General features: G+C 55.3%; 12 protein-coding genes, 1 tRNA gene and 2 pseudogenes. 6 read left to right on the top strand and 9 right to left on the bottom strand.

The features are described 5' to 3' along the window. Positions 1–86 precede the first annotated feature (86 nt). Entirely contained in the window at positions 87–458 is a 372-nt protein-coding gene (locus DK871_RS07750) for a PH domain-containing protein (RefSeq protein ID WP_014719840.1), read from the bottom strand. A 155-nt stretch (positions 459–613) separates the two neighbouring features. Here DK871_RS07750 and DK871_RS07755 point away from each other — a divergent pair, with 155 nt between their 5' ends. Then, positions 614–1249, top strand: a complete 636-nt coding sequence (locus DK871_RS07755; RefSeq protein WP_137203876.1) for a LysE family translocator — start codon at positions 614–616, stop codon at positions 1247–1249. An 8-nt stretch (positions 1250–1257) separates the two neighbouring features. Here the strand turns inward: DK871_RS07755 and DK871_RS07760 are convergent, their stop codons facing one another. Continuing rightward, the gene (locus tag DK871_RS07760; RefSeq protein ID WP_256677395.1) at positions 1258–2076 is read right to left on the bottom strand and encodes an NBR1-Ig-like domain-containing protein; all 819 of its coding nucleotides are present in this window, start codon (positions 2074–2076) and stop codon (positions 1258–1260) included. A 102-nt stretch (positions 2077–2178) separates the two neighbouring features. On the opposite strand from DK871_RS07760, the gene DK871_RS07765 reads away from it, so the two are divergent. Further along, positions 2179–2985 (top strand): 2OG-Fe(II) oxygenase family protein, encoded by an 807-nt coding sequence (locus tag DK871_RS07765; protein ID WP_161904584.1) that lies wholly within the window; start codon positions 2179–2181, stop codon positions 2983–2985. Between the two features lie 26 nt (positions 2986–3011). Further along, positions 3012–3650: a LysE/ArgO family amino acid transporter gene (locus tag DK871_RS07770; RefSeq protein WP_044268254.1), complete on the top strand. Its 639-nt coding sequence runs from the start codon at positions 3012–3014 to the stop codon at positions 3648–3650. On the opposite strand, the gene DK871_RS07775 is transcribed toward DK871_RS07770, so the two are convergent. From DK871_RS07775 to DK871_RS07785, 3 genes are all read right to left on the bottom strand, one after another. After that, entirely contained in the window at positions 3621–3950 is a 330-nt protein-coding gene (locus tag DK871_RS07775; RefSeq protein ID WP_161904585.1) for a hypothetical protein, read from the bottom strand. The two genes, DK871_RS07770 and DK871_RS07775, sit on opposite strands and share 30 nt — an antisense overlap. 191 nt (positions 3951–4141) lie before the next feature. Beyond that, the gene (locus DK871_RS07780) at positions 4142–4978 is read right to left on the bottom strand and encodes a hypothetical protein (protein ID WP_161904586.1); all 837 of its coding nucleotides are present in this window, start codon (positions 4976–4978) and stop codon (positions 4142–4144) included. 890 nt (positions 4979–5868) lie between these two features. After that, entirely contained in the window at positions 5869–11067 is a 5199-nt protein-coding gene (locus DK871_RS07785) for an AAA family ATPase (RefSeq protein ID WP_161904587.1), read from the bottom strand. Positions 11068–11409: 342 nt separating this feature from the next. Here DK871_RS07785 and DK871_RS07790 point away from each other — a divergent pair, with 342 nt between their 5' ends. Beyond that, entirely contained in the window at positions 11410–12873 is a 1464-nt protein-coding gene (locus tag DK871_RS07790) for a hypothetical protein (protein ID WP_161904588.1), read from the top strand. Positions 12874–12973: 100 nt separating this feature from the next. On the opposite strand, the gene DK871_RS07795 is transcribed toward DK871_RS07790, so the two are convergent. The 3 genes and pseudogenes from DK871_RS07795 to DK871_RS07805 all read right to left on the bottom strand — a co-directional run. After that, positions 12974–13159: a hypothetical protein gene (locus DK871_RS07795; protein ID WP_161904589.1), complete on the bottom strand. Its 186-nt coding sequence runs from the start codon at positions 13157–13159 to the stop codon at positions 12974–12976. Between the two features lie 64 nt (positions 13160–13223). Continuing rightward, positions 13224–14066: a chromosome segregation protein SMC gene (locus DK871_RS07800; RefSeq protein WP_161904590.1), complete on the bottom strand. Its 843-nt coding sequence runs from the start codon at positions 14064–14066 to the stop codon at positions 13224–13226. Between the two features lie 92 nt (positions 14067–14158). Beyond that, positions 14159–15387: pseudogene (locus DK871_RS07805) on the bottom strand (DUF927 domain-containing protein); the annotation flags it as partial. Between the two features lie 379 nt (positions 15388–15766). Between DK871_RS07805 and DK871_RS07810 the strand changes: the two are divergent. Beyond that, a pseudogene (locus DK871_RS07810) lies at positions 15767–16067 on the top strand (DUF3077 domain-containing protein). A 166-nt stretch (positions 16068–16233) separates the two neighbouring features. Here DK871_RS07810 and DK871_RS07815 read toward each other — a convergent pair. Further along, positions 16234–16318, bottom strand: a tRNA-Leu gene (locus tag DK871_RS07815). 108 nt (positions 16319–16426) lie between these two features. On the opposite strand from DK871_RS07815, the gene queA reads away from it, so the two are divergent. Beyond that, positions 16427–17476 carry a tRNA preQ1(34) S-adenosylmethionine ribosyltransferase-isomerase QueA gene (gene queA, locus DK871_RS07820; RefSeq protein WP_161904591.1) on the top strand — a complete coding sequence of 350 codons (1050 nt, stop codon included), beginning with the start codon at positions 16427–16429 and terminating at the stop codon, positions 17474–17476. Positions 17477–17480: the final 4 nt, after the last annotated feature.

Genomic DNA, 17480 nt, shown 5'->3' on the forward strand with positions numbered 1-17480 from the left:
GCTGACACAGTTATACCGAGTACATATCCATTCCTGAGGTAACGGCCACTTAGGGTTCCGCCCTGACGGCGGCTTGTGCCTACGGATCAACTCAGCAGGTGCTTGGAAATCAGCCGCGAGATTTCCACTATCGAGGTCTTCCCAGTGAATTCAAATTTCACCTTCCCCAACGACGAAAAGTAAATCTCCAACTCCGAATCAAGATCAAACGTCCCGGACGTTTCCACCGAGTACGCCACGATGTTCTTGTACGGCAATGAAGTGAAGTCCTTCTTGCTGCCGGTAATCCCCTGCACGTTCACCGCGATGATGCGTTTAGTGGTGAACACGACCCCGTCACGCATGGCCTTGTAGGCGTCGACCACTTCTTCGCCGTCCAGCAGCAGGGCCGCTACGCGTTCGGCGTATTCGTTGTTTTGCTTGAGTTTGAAGAAGCCTTTGTTGTTGAAGTCAATCATGTGCCTGTCCTGGGTAAGTGGTGCCGCCGGTGTATGACGTTTTGCTTGCGGATCTGTATCTAACGCCTGGGCCTGCGAGCCCCTAGCATGACGCTCAACACGACCGCGTCGGCGAAGGATTCACGCTGGCAGCCTAAAAAACCAGGAGCCAATCCATGCCTGATATGTCCAGCTTGCTCGCCTACGGCCTGATTTCACTCGGCATGGTACTGACACCCGGGCCGAACATGATCTACCTGATTTCCCGTTCCATCTGCCAGGGGCGCACGGCCGGGTTGATTTCCCTGGGCGGAGTGGCGCTGGGGTTTGTGGTGTATATGGTGTGCGCGGCGCTGGGTATCACGGCGTTGGTGATGGCGGTGCCGTTTGCCTACGACGCGTTGCGGCTCGGCGGTGCGCTGTATCTGGTGTACCTGGCCTGGCAGGCGGTCAAACCGGGTGGGCGCTCGCCATTCCAGGTGCGTGACTTGCCCAAGGACAGCCCGCGCAGGTTAGTGACCATGGGCTTGGTCACTAACCTGCTCAACCCCAAAGTGGCGGTGATGTATTTGTCGTTGCTGCCCCAGTTCATCGATCCGAATGGGCATGGCAGTGTGCTGATGCAATCCCTGGCGCTGGGCTCCCTGCAGATTGTTATCAGTGTGAGCGTCAACGCGGTGATTGCCTGCATGGCGGGGTCCATCGCGGTGTTCTTCGTTACCCGGCCAGGTTGGCAGGTGCTGCAGCGCTGGCTGATGGGGTCGGTGTTGATGGGCTTGGCGGTGCGGATGGCGGTGGAAGGGCGGCGCTAAATCTGCTTTCAGCGTGCCATGACGTTGACGATCACATGCAGGATGAATGCAGGTCCGTAGCAGGGGCGCCCGTGTTCATCTTCGATACGCCAGATCGAGGTGACCGTACAGGTCTCCCGCGGCGCTCCAAACTCCACCGTGATATGCACCGGCTGCCCAGGCAGGGTTTCGGCGATCGGCACCTCGCTGTCAAGGCTGCGCAGATGGCTGCCCATCACCACTTCCAGGGGCGCGCCTGTCGCCGTTCGACGGGCGATGACGTATTCACCGTCTACTCGTACCAATCGTCGGCCGCGCCAGGCGCGGGTGCCGACATTCTGGATCTCCCAGGTTTTCTGGAATGTTTCGCCTGGCAACACGACGGTTTGGTCGGGGGTGGTGACATCGGCGTTGAATACCACAACGTCGCCAGGATCATGCAGGCCGATGGCTCGGTTGGTGGTTGCCATTGAGTGCGCATCGACCGGCGAGCCGGACAAATCGGCGAAGTAGCGGAACAGCATTAAGGGGGACACCTGCAGCGCCCTGGCCAATTTGATCAAGGTGCGTACCGACGGATCTTTTGAAATGCCACCCGCCAATCCGTACAAATAGGTTCGCGAAATGCCGGCTTCCTTAGCCAGGGTAGTCATGGACTTTCCCAGTTCCCGGCTGCGTCGTATGACCAGTGCCTGAAGGGTGTCGCGGGTTTTGATGCTCATGTCCGTATGTGATCCCAATCCTTGAAAAAAGTCGTCAACTTGTTCGCCAAAAAGGACAACTTGCTCGCCGTCGCGTGTATTGAACCGTGCACACTCGCAACCTGCTAGCGACGTTGTGAAGGACATGGATCGGTCCCTTTCTGTTTGACTATATCCAGTGTCGCGGTTTCTCGCATGCTTGCGAACCTGGTGTGTTGCATTCCTTTACAACTATCTTTGGATATAGCTATGTCTCAATTTAAAGCATGCTGCGAATCCATTGCCCGATCAGGCTTTGGCATCCTGCAAATTCCTGATGCGATGTTGCAGGACTACAAAAAGATCATTGATGGGTATTCGGCCATTCCCCAGGCCATCAAGGATGAATTTTCCTTTGCCCAGGACACAGATGGGTTTTTCCCTTTTGGCGCCGAGTACTCCCTTGCCGAGGATCACCCGGACCTGTGCGAGCGGTTTTGTTACTGGCCCGCGCACGCTTCAAAAAGAACCGCTTTCGAATTCACCCGAAGTACTTTCGTGGCCGCAGTCGGCAGTTATGAGCGACAGATGAGCGAGTTGGCCCAGGGAGTGGTGGATGGTATTTGCGAGGAGTTTGGCGTTCAATCCTTGGCCCCCTTTCGCTCGGCATCGTACATCCAGTTGTGCGTCTATGGTCCACAGGCCAAAGACAGTTCTCGTAAATATGCCCAGGATCCTCATGAAGACGGGCATATGCTTTCGTTTATCAAACCTACCCGCGAAGGGCTGGTTTTGACGAAAGGACGAGCGTTGGAGCCAGTACGCCTTCTGGAGAACGAGGTCGCGGTGTTGGCGGGTTCCTTGCTGACAGAACTCTCCGATCATGCCGTGCCTGCCGCCTACCATGCTGTACTTGCGCCCAGCAAACCGGTTGCCAGAAGTTCATTGATCTACTTTGCAAATCCCAATCCGGATCAGTTGCTAACGACCTTTTACCGCCAAAAAACCATTGATCTAGGCAGTACTGTGAATGCTCGTCATACCGGTTTCGGTAATCAACCGATTCAACTGCGCTAAATAGTCCTGGAGGGCTCGAACAGTCCATGTTTCCTCACTTCAATGCCCTTTACCTCGAAGGTTTGCTCTTGGGTATCGGACTGTTCGCCGCCCCTGGCCCGAAAGACACCTTGGTGATCCGCCAAGGTGTCGGTCGCGGGCCGATCTGGGGCGTTGTCGCTATTTGCGTATTGGCCGATATTTTCCTGATCGCTTTCGGGGTCACGGGTTTAGGTTCGTTATTGGGAAGCAGGCCTGAGGTGATGGCACTATTGCTGTTGTCCGGCGCGGCCTATCTGCTTTGGTTTGGTGGCCAACGTCTGTTGGCCTGCATCCGGGATCAGTCCATGCCGGACGCTCAGGGCGGCAACTCGCAAAGAGGGCTGTTGCGCTCGGCGGTCATACTCGGCTTTGCCAACCCTTACGCCTGGCTCGATACCGTGGTGCTGATTGGTTCCATCGGTGCCACGAAACCTGCGGGCCAACAGGCGCTGTTCGCGACAGGCGCCATGACGGCATCACTCGTGTGGTTCGTGGTGTTGGCGCTGTGCTGTCAGCGATTGACGGTATTGTTTCGCAAGCCAGCGGTCTGGCGTTGGCTGGATGCAGGGGTGGCGGTGTTGATGGTTTACCTGGCCGTTATGCTGATCAACGATTCATTGCACATCTTTCAGATAGCCCTTTAGTACGGTCAGTGGGCAGGCCAACTCATCAAGACGAGCGATGTTTTGCACATCGGTGGATAGCCTTTGCAATTCACGCCCGAGAACGCTGTCCGCTCCACCCAATGCAATCAACGCCTGGGTGATGCACTCATCGAGCTTCAACTGGATTTCAGCCAGGTTTCCCTGGCGCACTAACAACCCGAACACCTCGCGATCATAGCCCTCCATCACGGGATCATCGCGCAGCAATGGGCTGCCGTGGTCAGTCTCATGCACCAGCTTCAACGCGAACAACGCAACCGCTTCAAGCGTCAACTCCATGGTCCCGCTACCTCCACTGCCACGCCCGGCACTTTTTTACAGGCGAAAAAAAAGACCTTGAATTTCAAGGTCTTTCTTTAAGATGGTGCCCGAGGGAGACTCGTGCGTTCTATATAATCCGTGCCTTGTAGCGGGATTATAAGGTCAGGGATACAGGTAGGGATACATTATTAGCAGCCCTAGGGTAGGTTTCATCGAACTATTCTAAACCGCTCTTGGCGAAGTTTGGCTTCAATCTCGTGATCATTGCTCAAGGTTTTCGCAATGTCGAAGGCGCTAAGAATACCCTCGCTCTGGACTCGACCTGCTACCTCATGATTGATGCCAGCTAGACGCCCAAACTGCGCTTGCATGCCTCGTGACTCCCAGTCGATGGTTTCTGAAAAGGTAATCCAGTCAGGGAGTGTGCTGGAGAAAAGACTGAGGTCAACGAAACAGTTCGGACCTCCAAGGCCTGCTTTTGATCCAGATTCGTCTGCGAGATAAGCACGAGTGAGTGCGAAATTTCCTTGAAGCTCCGGAACAGCATCGAAATATTGTCTGGCTTTAAGTGCTTCGTTAATCGCTTGCTCTGGGGTGATAGTCCCTTCCCTAAGCTTTGTTTTGATCAGTTTGCCTTTACCATCATTCAAATGTTGCTCGAAGCTATGTACGCGCCTGACTCGGAACCCTGGCGCAATGACCATGCGCGCTCCTGGATGCGATAGCTCATTCTGATCAACGTTATTGACATGATGGAACAGATCAATACTTCTTCGTAGGAAGTCGTAAGTGACGCTGTGGGCTCGAGGTGAAAGATCCCTGTAAGCAATTACCCCGTCATTCATTGCCAGTGTAGGAAAATACCGATTTGCCTTTTCACTGACGGCGGTATGAAACCTATCAAGGCGGTGAATCGCTGCAGCGGCGGATTCATGTGCAGGATTAAAGCCTGATTCGCTGATTTGACTTCCGTATCCAAGAAGGTCGATCCATGCCACGCATGCAATCTCGACCTTTCTCATTGACCCTTTTGCCGTCTTCGCCATCACATCATCCTTGTGGGGGTATCTAGATCCAACGCTATCAACTTGCCATCAGTGTGTCCAACGGCAGTCCCATGCGAAGGGTAAATGGCCGATCTTTCTAGGCACCGATCAGACTCTGGGGTTCACTCCTAGTGGATTAGGGCAAGATTGACTGATAGGGGTGAGATTCAGTGCTGGGGACCCTGACGAAGTCAGAGATGCACGGGGCATTAAACCCGCGGGATCGTGGTAGCGGCTGCCGCACCAGGTTACTGAAATTTCAACGTTGAAATTGAAAGGATCTTGAAGATAAAAGCGCATCCTTACCGGATCTGTAACGGTCATGGGTTTCGTTCAGGATAGTGAACGAATGGCTCAGTCAACTCGGTCAACCAGTCAACTAACTTTGGAGCCCCGCCACTAACGTGATCCGGCGGGTTTCCTACCCCGTACCGATAGAAAAATCCCCAGACTCCCAAGCGAAGGCTGAGACCTGTTGCTGTGTTTTCCTTGTTCGTTATGGGCAAAAAACACCTCCAAAGCGTCCTAACGTTTGATGCTCCAGAGCTCGAGCTCTGCATTGGTAGATTTTAGCCAGACAAGCTTTCGCTGGCGGCGCTATCAATAATGGGGGCGGGGGACTGAAAAGAGGTGTTACAGGTGTTACAGGTGTTACAGGTGTTACAGGTGTTACAGGTGTTGCGATTAATCATAACTGTATGAATTTATAGGGTTTTATTTATGTTACGCGTAGTTTGTCTTTCGCCTCCATTAGGTGTTACATGCCAAATAGGTGTTACAGCAGCGCGTACAAAAACTGCTATTCCATAGGTCGTAATCGGCTAATACGGAAGGTCTTACACGCTAAAAGAGCTGTACTTTTGAAGCCGTTTTAAAGTTAGTCGGTTTTCTTATCTATGCGCCCCATCTGCCGCTTCGACTTTCAATTCGAGCTCATGGGCTTCAGCAATGCCAACACCGACTAACCGCCCGAGCGCGCGGTCGATACGGGCGCGCGAAGGATGTGCTGGTGCGAGCAACTCCGGCTCTTGGATGATCGCCGTCTCCAGCCATTTGACTACCTTTCGTCCTATGCCCATGTCGATCCACAGTTCGGGCGCTTGTGTGCGACCAAACCAAGCCTCGGTCGCTTCGAGCAAGAAGTCGAGGTGACGCGCGCGGGTCTCGACTAAGAGCAAATTCATCGTGCACAGAGCCACGAAGGCCGTCGGCCCGCCCGCTAGAAGCGGTCTCATCGCTGGAAGGAGCGGGTCGACGCGGTCGAACAACACGGGCGGCAGATAGCTCTCCGTCCCGTTGAACGGGTTGTAAGTGTTCAGCATTATCTTTGCGATGATCCCGCCGCTCTCCATGTCGATCCGTGAACTGGACGGATCATCGGCACATTGCCACCTGTGGAGTGCCATCACGCGTTGCGCCAAACGGGTACGCAACTCAGCAGGCCGTATGGCCGGACGCTGCGGATCGTTGCAATAGAGCGCGTCGGCCGAGTGGATGATAGTCTGCGCAACCCTGCCGAAAGGCTCGTCCGGCAGATTTGTCACGAGTTTCAGATCTGCTTCGAACGATGCATCGGTGGCGTCGAGCAGTCGCTCGGCGAACAGCGCGTAGTAGTGCATATTCCATTCGTGCGGATCGTTATCTATCTCGATATCTACTGGTAGACCTAGCCCGTTCATCCGAGTCGTCCAGCCCACGTAAGCCTCGACCACCTCCTGCCGCCAATCGATTGATCCCTTGGGCGCGGCTTGGACCATAGCCAGCCATTGCGCTGCCGCCTTGCTGTTGACGTGGATGATCGACGATGGCTCGGCGACCGCTGACTCGATCGTCTCTTCTTCCCCACAATCTGCAGAAATTAGGAGTCTAGGTACGTGGAGGCGCGAACCGCGGCGCCGAATCGGGTATTCCTCGGGCCAAGCCGGCCATGCAGGTTCGGCCTCGCCATCCAACCAGGCGATTTCGGCCGCGACTGCGTTATCGACCGCAGCGGTCCTCTCTGCCCCGAAGCGCGCATGCTCTGCCTTGTCGTCCTCGTCGTGGCTTTTCCAGCGCCAAATCATGCTTGCGAACGCAGCGCGCATAGATGCCTTGAAGAGCTTGGGCTGGGTTTTTAGGATCCGCTTAAGTCCGGCTGAGAATGCAGGCCCCGCACTGCGATCCTCTCGCGTCGCGAGCCGGATCAGCGCGTTCCGGTCCGCTTCATTGTCCTTCCGTGCCCAAAGATTGATCAGAGTAAGGATGGCAATCGCCGGCCGATTGAAGCACAACGTATCCTGTGATCCGGTGCCGCGATCAGAATGTTCCTCGAACGCGATTGCAATGACTTGACGGACCCACGCCTCCTCGGTAGCGAGCAGACTGTCTTCACCGTCGCGAGTCACCAGCAAGGCCGTCGTGATCAGCCTAGTAGAGCGCGACTTGAGGTAGTCGGTGTCGCTGTCGTCGGGAAGGTCGCCGCCCGCATAAGCGACCGCATCGCGCGCAGTCTCGGCGGTAGCGTATTTACCTTCGCCATCGATCGCCAAACTGATGCAGGATTCGACCTCGATCGAACGCAAGCGTGCGACACGCTGTTTCTCCATCGTTTCGAGATGTTGGGCCTCGTCCGCTGGCGGCCGATACCCTAGTTTTTCGTCTCCGATGTCGATCCAGTTCGATCGTTGCAGCAGATTGTTGGCAAACCGTGCGATGAACCGCGCGTCAGTAAAGTTCGAGTAGGATTGAATGGGCTCGAGGCCCGCGACCGCCGCACCCAGCTGCTCGCGCAGGCGGTTTGCTACTGGATCGTCTCCCAGATAAAAATGCACCACGTCGAACAAGGTCGCGTGTCGCGATGGGCGGCCCTTCAAATCAGCGAGTCTTACCTTGTTCTCCGGCTCTTTCCCGATTGTGAGCTGATCAATCCCGGATCCTATATCACGGTCCCGACGCATGCGGTCGGTGGCCAGTAACTCTGGGTCCGCTATGAACGGCGCCAATGCATCGCGCGTAACGTTGAAATGTGAAAGCAGTACATCCACCGCAACTAGGAGGAACGCGGCACAGGTGCCCTCGGGCCCGATGATATCGGCGAGCACATCATCCACCGCTACACCATCGTCGAGCCTTTGCTGGCTCCATGCTTCCAGCGCCTTGAGTCCGGAGGCTGCTGAATATTCGCGGCATTGATCCCGCGACCAGAGATAGCTGTCGATTCGGGGAAAGAAGCGTGGATCATCGCCGAAATTGACGGTGAAGCCACGACTCTCCGACGCCTGTGCATTGCTGCTGAACGCGATCGCCTCGGCTACCAGTGTGCGGATCAACTTCAATCCTTCGGCGGGCGCAGACTCCAGTAGATCGAAGAAAGGGGGCTGTGCCGGCGATGCGGGTAAGTAGCTGTTGTCGGCGAAGGTGAAGGCCTGCTCCATTATTCGATCACGGCGGCCGCGCCGTTTATTTGTCTGGAGGAGGCTCGCTAATACGAGTTCCGCTAGTTCGGCGGGCGCAACCGGCGCGATCACTTTCGAAAACTGTCGGATTGCATCGACTTTGTAGTTGTTCCGCTCAAGGCCTACCTCTCTGAGATACGCCTTGAGCTCATCAGGTGCGAACTTTCCGAGAAATATAGCGACCAGGCGAAGTTGCTCGATCATGCTGCTCCGCCCGTCGCTCGCTGCCCGCCCAAGGTTCCTTTCCCTAGGGATCGTCACATCGGCGGCTTCGACATCGAGCTGTCGTAGCCAGCCAAAAAGCATTACAGCAATTTGGCGGGTGAATATCTGAATATGCTCACAGAGAGAGAGCAGTATCTTTACCAGTTCGATCACGGAGCCGATCGCCGACATCGGGATTTCGGTCGAATGTGCCAACACCCAGCGCAGCACCTGAAGCGCTGAGCCGGTTACATCGGTCCGATGGGAACGTGGTAGGTCTACTTTGGTCCCTTCCGGCATCGCCATCAGGTCGGCCGTCGCCACCGTCTCGACCGCGGTAATCGTCGTACACAATTCGACGAGGAGAGCAGCCCCGTCTGCAAGTAACCCGGTACTGCACTTTTCGAGCAGTTCGTATCCGGCTTCCGAACGCGATAAGGCAAGGAACGCCTGACGTCGCCAGGATCCATGCGCCCCGGTGGGCGAGAGTTGCCCGAGTAGTTGGATCAACCTGCTGCAACCTACATCGGATTCGAGAGCTAGTCTGGCGGCGAACTCGATGCCGCGGGCAACCCGTGGTGAGACCGGCACGCTCATGTCTAGAGCCGCCAGACGCTGGGGATGCTCGGCGATATAGTTGCCTATTGCCCAGTCGCGCAGCACGTCATGATAGAAGTCTAGGCGGTCGCGCCGCACTTCCCTCAGCGTCAACGTCCCTATCAGATGCGAACGCGCCGCCGAATCTTCTGCGATTTCAAGCCCTCCTTCGCACTCGAGAGCGCTGCCGGCGAGCGCTGCTATCAGCCGCTGCGCGGCGCGAACGTCGTTTGCAGGCGCGCCGTCCGCGCTCCTCCACCAGAAGCCAGCCATCGCGGCCTCGGTCCGGATCCCTGTAGCGCTAGGCACTTTCAGCAGCCGGGACAGCCGGTAGAGATTTCGAGCAAGCCTGGCGGCGGGATGCTTCGGGTCCAGCAGCGATCGGAGATCCGGTGCTTGGTCGACCAGGGTCGCGACTTCATTCTCCGACAGTGGCCCGACTATTATCGGGTATGCGCCACCCATTGCGGCAACGATCTGATCATCGAGCCAGTGCTCAATATCGGGGTTGCTGGCAGTTCGCTTAGTGGCGATCACCTTGAAGTTCGGGATCGCGCTCGCTGCCCTCATGAGCTCGGCGATTGTGCGTTGGCGCCCGAAGTCATCGAACATGTCAATGCCATCGATGAACAGTATCGCCCCCCCGCTTGCGGCCAGTTCGGTCAGGAACTCCACAGCCGATCCGGGGATTCCGAGAGCGTTTGAAAACGGGAGCCAGCCGCCCGGAGGCGTCGCATCGTGGTCGAGGAGGATGATCGGAGCTTGGCGCGCAACACGCTCTGCGAGATGACGAAGGACCCAGGATTTCCCGACACCGGGATCCCCGCGAACCTCTACGAAACGATGCATTTCGGATGCATCGTCCAGTGCAGCGACTGCTTCCAGCCGAGACAAGGATACCCCCGCCACGCTCGTGCCGATATGGGCGAGCGTATTCTGCGAAAGCTCGGCAAGTTTTATACGTGCCTGACTATAATCGCGGCCGCCAGCGAGCCGAAACCCTGCTTCGGCGAGATTGGCCACCAGGGTCGTTCGGTCTATTTCACCGCCGGTAGTTCCCGTCTTTATTGACAAGTCGACCAGCCGGCTCCATAGCGCCCCGGCACGGCCAAGATCCTCGTCGGCTAGCGCCATCCGTGCCAGCGCATACCCATAGGTTCGGGTGATCGGTGATGTCGCCTCGAAGTCGAATTCGAGGATGAGCATGCGTCGTAACAGCCGCCAGATCGCATCGTCGTCATCGGCTACACCGCCCGCGACGAGGTGTTTTCGCGTTGTCGCTACGAAGTCGCGCATATCCTTGCTCGCGATGCCCCTGGCGCCTAGCCGAGTGAAGAACGCCGTCGCGCTCTCCATTGTCCGTGCCCATTTGAGTACATCCTGATAAGCGCCGGAAATCTTGCGGCTGGTCCGCTGCGTCGCTATGCCGAGAAGGTGTCTATCCACCGGAACGGAACTCACCATACTCCGTGCGATCTGGCAGGCGACATCCTTATAGACGTTGTCCCCCGGCGAGAATGTTATATCCCGCTTCGACTGAATTTCGAGGATGGCGGCCCCGGCCGGCCCTGATCCAGAAGCGATCAGGTCATCCAGCTTATACCCGTGCTCGGTGCCTTGAAATCGGACGCTGACGAGCCTAGCGTCTGGCATACCAGGTGCTCGATTGCCCGTCAGCAGGGCGAGCAGATAGAGAGCGCCAAGTTCGCCTTCGATATAAGCGCCAGCCGGCCCTCGCGAGGCCGGGCTTGAACCGGAATCCATTACTAGTCTGAGCTCCATTTCCATCATCGATACGTCGGGCGAATAGTCGCCCTCCTTAACTAGCAAGCATACTCTATGTTGAAACATCACCTGATGTCGTCATTTTGGAGATTATTTAGATCGTCTACAAAACGGCTGGGATGGACGTGAAGGTTACTTCCCGATCATGGCTCCTCACTCGGAGCTTCATTCGTTTGTGGCTGATGTCGGCCAAGAGAGTTCAAGGTGTTCTGCATTGGATTAATGTTGCCGGGTGGCTCATGAACGGCCTCAGCCAATGGTGCGTAGACTTCTCTATGGCCATCTGCTAGCTTTTGGCGAGTTAATTTTTAAAATTTTTACCGATGGCAATTTTCACTTTGTAGCATCCACAACTGACGAAGCCGGTTGTTTCTTATGTAATTAGACTTGGGGTGATTGATGAGCAATACGATGTTTGACTTTCTGGCGCATAGTTTGCTGACTGATCCGACATTAATTGCCGCAAATTATGATGGTGAAACTGATCAGCGTTTAGAATGTGAGTTGGAGAGCTATAGAAAGCATTGTATTGCAGAGCTAGATCGACTAACTGTTGAAGTAAGCCACGTTGCTGGAAGTTTGAGCTGCGTGGGTAGCGCAGAAATGGGCAGTCTTAGTAGTTTGAAAAGAGCGGCGCTGTATATCGAGCAAATGATTCTGCCTGATCCGATATTTCCCTTCACAGCACCTAAGAGCGCCATGTCTTCGACTATGTCAGGGTACTTGGGCATGGGCTCGAGTTCGGAAAAACTAAATAGAGTCGCGTTAGCGGGAGCAGTGAAGGACGTATTAAGTAAAAGGGATATGGTTGTCGGAGGGTACCTCAAATTTTATCCTGTGAGCTATCACGCCGAGGCCCCCGTTCAAATACCTATTTACTATGATGCAAATGGGTACACGGACCTTGTACCCGCACCTATTTTGCAAATATTTAGGGAGAAAAGTGAGATTTTTACAGCGGAGTCGACACCTGGCGGTTTGATAGTTACGGATCGGCTGGAGCCATGTAGGAAAATATTTATAAACTTCAAAGGGACACGCCCCGGGACTGGATTTATATACAATCTCATGTCTCAAGAAACTTTGTCGTTCGACGATGAGACGCGAATCGCACAATTTAGATTGAGCACTCCATCATTTCCACCTAGCCAAGCCCATTTCGACAAATGGGTGGCGGAGTCCCTGGCGAGAAGTGCAGGTAGTTATTTTAGGGGGCTTACTACTGACATTTCTTTAGCTCAAAGCTTAAGTTCGGTCTACGCCTGTTCCTCTAGTTTTGATAGTCAGCTTCTACGCAGCTCAATGATGGAGGTTGACAAGGGTATACCGGAGAACGCTATAGAATGCGTTTTGAAAATGAAGTTGCCTTATATGGATAAGATAAGCTCTCGCGATCTTATGAGTCTTCGTAATAACGATGGGGAGGCGTTTCAGAGTTTTAGAACGGATTTAGAGGCGAGATTCAGAGAACTTCGGTATGAAAGCGATTCGACAGTAATCAGAAGAAAGATTGTCGATATAGAACATGAAATGTCTGAGGTTCAAGTTAAGGCGATATCTAACAAAATTAAGTCTGTTAGAAGGGCTGCTGTGGTCGATCTTGGGCTCGCCTTTAGTGGGCTCGCGGCTGCGGTTGTAACCTCCGGAGTGAGTCTGTTCGGAACGCTAACCGCGGCTTTACACGGTGCGAAAACGTATGCTGAGTATAGAAAGGATGTAAAGGAGAATCCTTGCTACTTTCTCTTTGAAGCAAAACGTCTAACGAAATCCCAAAAACCTGAAGATCGTCAAAAGAAAGTTAGGTCATCGGGGGGGCAAGCCAAAATCACAAGGCTTAGTGCAACAGGGGGAGTCCTGCGTGACAGCGAACAATGAATTGCCTCAGGTCGTTGGCAATAATTGATCACATTTCGCTGGACTCTGTCCGTCAAGTTTGAGTACAACGGAAGCCGCCGCTAGCTTCCGCTTATCCTCGTCAACTTTTTTTCAGTTTATGCTCAATTAGCCCCATTTCAGCCTTGATCGCGATGATTGTGAGCTTTTGCGTTGAAGTGCCTTTGCCGATCTTGGTATCTACGATTTTCAGTAGTGCGGTTAGGTAGGCTTTTCTCGCTTGTAGCGTTTCGGATAGGGATGAGCTGTCTTGTTTTGCAGCGTTCATGGCTTCGTTCCTTTGAGTGATTTAAACAGCTCCCGAAAGCGAACCGTTTCGGGGTAATCAGCGATTACATCGCGAGTACGTCTTGCGCGCGGTATTCCCCGGCGCGGTCTGCCAAGTCTCTCCACCCCCAACTGCCAAAGTTTTCGCCCTGTTCCGGTATATCTAGCTTAAACAGCGACACCGGATCCTGCTGGATCATGCTTTTAGCCGCATACAGCCGGCCGCCTACGTCGAGAAGTGCCTGGGCGGCCTCATTCCATTTTTCTTCTAACGCGTTATGCGCGAGATGTAGAGCTTGGTTTTCTACCTTCTTACGTTCTGCCTGGGCCTCGGTGATGTGCCGGTCAACGATGGTCAGCTCCTGCTCCAGGGCGGTAATAATCAGTTGTTGGCGGCGGTGTTGTTCAGTGGCAGATGAGAGGTTTTTTGCCGCCTTCTGGGCGTCGGTGCTGGCGGTTTTCTCGCCTTCTACATCTCCCCAGGCCACGGCTTGTGCGTAAGCCGTGGCCGCTTCGGTCTCGGCCCGTCGTGCGCTTGCGATATCTTCTTGGGCTTGCTTTCGGATCTCCTCCAAGCGAGTGTTGAGGCTTTCGCGTTTCGCGTTCAGTTCCAGCTCATCCGCTGTCCAGTTCGCCATGCCGGCAATGTAACCCGCCATCAGGCTTTCTTGGTCGGCTAAAGCCTCTCGACGAAACAATTTCATATCCAACATATGGATCTTGAGGTTGATCGAGTCGATTTGACGTTTTCGGTCGTCGATCTCATGGCGGACATGGTCTTCGCGCCCTTGATTGATCACTTCTTCGCTTTCAAATGCAGCCTCAATGCGTGGTAGCTCCTGTTGGATGCATTCCAATTCGGCTGCCAGATTCACACGGGTGTCTTTCAGTGTTTGGATATCGTTCATATGTCTTGTCCTATTTAATTAGATTATGGTTTGGATGCGTGGCTGGTCAGGCCAAAAGAGGGCCTGCATTACCTCAATCATTTGGCTGGCGGTCATGCCGCCTGAGTCTCAGTTTCTTCTGTTCCAGGTACCGTCTTCACCACGTAACAACGTTGGATACCCATGCCCGGTAAGCGGGCGGAACAGGAGGCCTTGCCATCTGGACCTAGCTCAAGGACACCTCGGCGTATAAGCTCCTTGTTCACCGCACTGATGTTCATGCCCTTGAAGATTTCGGCCTTCCAAGCTTCTGGCAGCACGTAGTAGATGTTGGTGGTGTGCAGGGCGTCGCCCAAGCCGTGTTCCATCGTCGTGCGAAAGCCCAGCCGATCAATCGTGCGTGGCCCGTGCTCATCGATCTTGGCGGCGGCAGATTCCCAGCGGGTAAAGCGGCTTTCTCCAAAGCGTTCGATGATCTGCCTTAGCCGCGCCAAAATCGCATCGCCCTCGAAGTTACCGGCGCCGCCGCGTTCGGCCAGCCACGCGTGCAAACACACTCGTGCGGCGGTCGTGGCTGTGCCATCCGGCCAGCCGGTGACACCAAAGGCGGTTGCCAACTCTCCTGCCGCTGCTGCGAGGCCAAAGCGAAGGGCTGCACGCTGGGCCTGTCCACTGGCCGAGGCGGGCAGGTTTTGGGTGATGAACTGTTCCACCGTGCGGCGAACGATCACTGATCACCTGAGCATTTCTCCAGGCGCACACAGTGCGTGCAGGAAGGCGGTGAGGGCGTGCCGTAGTATTTGGCTAAGCGGGCCTTGAGCGCATCGGAGAGGGTGGCAGCGTCCTGAAAACCGTTCAGTGCATCGAACATACCGAGGCCTTTGCTCGCATCGGCTGGGACGGCGAGCATGCGAACTTCCATACCCGCTTTCAGCTCCTTGTTGGCATCCGCCATGTGCTGCTCCAACGTCTTCTCACCGGTCGAGAGAAACAGCAAGCGCCACTCCTGCACCTGTCGGCCCGCTTGTCCTCATCGTTCGCTTGGGCTTTACCCGTGCCATTGCAGAGCATGCACACCGTTTCGCTAATGATGTGCAGACCACCACACATGCCAGTTTCATCCTGCACCAAGATGCATCTGAATGTGCAGCGGCGATGGGCTTTAGGGCGTTATCTGGCGCGTGCCACCAACGCACCAGGCGCTGCCCATCACAGACCGAGGCAGCGACTTCAAATCGGGTTGTCTTGCCCTCGGAGCTATGGCCATAGAAATGGAAGCCGACAAAGTAATGTCCGAGTAGATTCAGGCCACAGATACGACAAATGCCAAGCGGTGGTTGCCAGTTCGCTGGAAACTTCTCGCCACAGATACCAACTGTCATCTCTAACTGCTCCTGCGCTACCTTCCCTCCGTCGCTTCCAACCCAGCGACCGGACTTGAGAATCCGAGAAACAATAGGCGCATAGGCGCCACCATCCATTAGACTGTTGGCGCTTTTTTGTGTCCGCATGTCTGTGCAATGGCGGCTATGTGTGGGAGACCTTCGGGTCTGCCGGGTTCTTATTGTCCCGGTTTCTCAGCCCGCGCATAGCTGCCACCCATTCGCATGAGAAACGAACGTGGCAGCTCACTACATAGGAGCTTAAGCAATGAGCGTTTCTGATAGGCCATACCTTCGCAATTCCTCGACCCACACCTCCACCCCCCTGGGAGGTGCCCAATGATCAACCCACCCCTCAACAAAACCCTAGGCGTCATTACTTTTTCCACCTGCGGCAAGCAGCCCGACCTCCATCGTCTATTCCGCGTCAATTCCGGTGTACCCATCCGTGATGCCCTGGAGCATGCCTCCGAGCTTCTTCATTGTTCAAAAATGCTGGCTTTGGATGCGGCGATGGACAAGAGCGCAGACCGCTATGCCTGGGCGGCGCATTATTTGGGGGAGATGGCGAAGGCAGTGGTGGATGATTTGGCGAATGCCGAATGGGGCGACAGAGGAGGGGGATGCGGTTGCTGTGTAGGCAGATGGTTTGAAGGTGTTGGGGCTGGCGTAATCGCAGGCAAGCCAGCTCCCACAATTAGGTCGTGTTTCAGGTTGGTAATGGGCGGTGAGCAATGAATCAGCCCGGCGCCCACTTTTTTGCAGGCGAAAAAAAAGACCTTGAATTTCAAGGTCTTTCTTTAAGATGGTGCCCCGAGGGAGACTCGAACTCCCACTCCTTTCGAAAACGGATTTTGAATCCGCCGCGTCTACCAATTCCGCCATCAGGGCTCAATGGCGGCGAAGTATAGAGATGAGATTACCGTTGGTCAATCACGTTTCATGGTCTATTTTCACTATTTCCGCTAGACTTCCCGGCCCTGCTAGACGAACCCCATCATGCGCGTTGCTGACTTTACTTTTGAGCTCCCTGATTCGCTGATCGCTCGCCACCCTTTGGCCGAGCGTCGCGCCAGTCGACTGCTGACCCTGGACGGGCCCAGCGGTGCCCTCGCACACCGTCAATTCACTGATTTGCTTGAGCATTTGCGCCCAGGCGATCTGATGGTTTTCAACAATACCCGGGTGATTCCGGCGCGGCTGTTCGGCCAGAAGGCCTCCGGCGGCAAGCTGGAAATCCTGGTGGAGAGGGTGCTGGACAGCCATCGCGTGCTGGCCCATGTGCGCTCCAGCAAGTCGCCCAAACCGGGGTCGAGCATCTTGATCGAGGGCGGTGGCGAAGCCGAGATGGTCGCGCGTCACGATGCCTTGTTCGAACTCAGGTTTGCCGAAGAAGTGTTGCCGCTGTTGGAGCGCGTCGGCCATATGCCGTTGCCTCCTTATATAGACCGCCCCGACGAAGACGCGGACCGCGAGCGCTATCAGACCGTGTACTCACAGCGCCTCGGCGCCGTCGCCGCACCGACTGCCGGGCTGCATTTCGACCAGCCACTGCTGGATGCGATTGCTGCCAAGGGCGTCGACACCGCCTATGTAACCCTGCACGTGGGGGCCGGGACGTTTCAGCCGGTGCGTGTGGATAACATCGAAGACCACCATATGCACAGCGAATGGCTGGAAGTCAGCCAGGACGTAGTGGATGCGGTGGCGGCGTGCAAGGCGCGGGGCGGTCGAGTGGTTGCCGTGGGCACCACCAGCGTGCGTTCGCTGGAGAGCGCAGCGCGTGATGGCGTGCTCAAGCCGTTCAGTGGCGACACCGATATCTTCATTTTCCCAGGGCGGCCATTCCATGTGGTCGATTGCCTGGTCACCAACTTCCATTTGCCCGAATCCACGCTGTTGATGCTGGTGTCGGCATTTGCCGGTTACCCGGAAACCATGGCCGCTTATCAAGCCGCCATCGCTAACGAGTACCGTTTTTTCAGCTACGGTGATGCGATGTTTATCACCCGTAACCCGGCGCCGCGCGGCCCTGAGGACAACTTATGAGTCG

The sequence above is a fragment of the Pseudomonas sp. L13 genome (genome assembly GCF_009935965.1).
In the GTDB taxonomy this organism is placed as follows: domain Bacteria; phylum Pseudomonadota; class Gammaproteobacteria; order Pseudomonadales; family Pseudomonadaceae; genus Aquipseudomonas; species Aquipseudomonas lactis.

Excerpts from the sequence above, each read along its gene's own strand:
- DK871_RS07750 (WP_014719840.1), bottom strand. The coding sequence starts at position 458 with ATGATTGACTTCAACAACAAAGGCTTCTTCAAACTCAAGCAAAACAAC.
- DK871_RS07755 (WP_137203876.1), top strand. The coding sequence starts at position 614 with ATGCCTGATATGTCCAGCTTGCTCGCCTACGGCCTGATTTCACTCGGC.
- DK871_RS07760 (WP_256677395.1), bottom strand. The coding sequence starts at position 2,076 with ATGTCCTTCACAACGTCGCTAGCAGGTTGCGAGTGTGCACGGTTCAAT.
- DK871_RS07765 (WP_161904584.1), top strand. The coding sequence starts at position 2,179 with ATGTCTCAATTTAAAGCATGCTGCGAATCCATTGCCCGATCAGGCTTT.
- DK871_RS07770 (WP_044268254.1), top strand. The coding sequence starts at position 3,012 with ATGTTTCCTCACTTCAATGCCCTTTACCTCGAAGGTTTGCTCTTGGGT.
- DK871_RS07775 (WP_161904585.1), bottom strand. The coding sequence starts at position 3,950 with ATGGAGTTGACGCTTGAAGCGGTTGCGTTGTTCGCGTTGAAGCTGGTG.
- DK871_RS07780 (WP_161904586.1), bottom strand. The coding sequence starts at position 4,978 with ATGGCGAAGACGGCAAAAGGGTCAATGAGAAAGGTCGAGATTGCATGC.
- DK871_RS07790 (WP_161904588.1), top strand. The coding sequence starts at position 11,410 with ATGTTTGACTTTCTGGCGCATAGTTTGCTGACTGATCCGACATTAATT.
- DK871_RS07795 (WP_161904589.1), bottom strand. The coding sequence starts at position 13,159 with ATGAACGCTGCAAAACAAGACAGCTCATCCCTATCCGAAACGCTACAA.
- DK871_RS07800 (WP_161904590.1), bottom strand. The coding sequence starts at position 14,066 with ATGAACGATATCCAAACACTGAAAGACACCCGTGTGAATCTGGCAGCC.
- queA (WP_161904591.1), top strand. The coding sequence starts at position 16,427 with ATGCGCGTTGCTGACTTTACTTTTGAGCTCCCTGATTCGCTGATCGCT.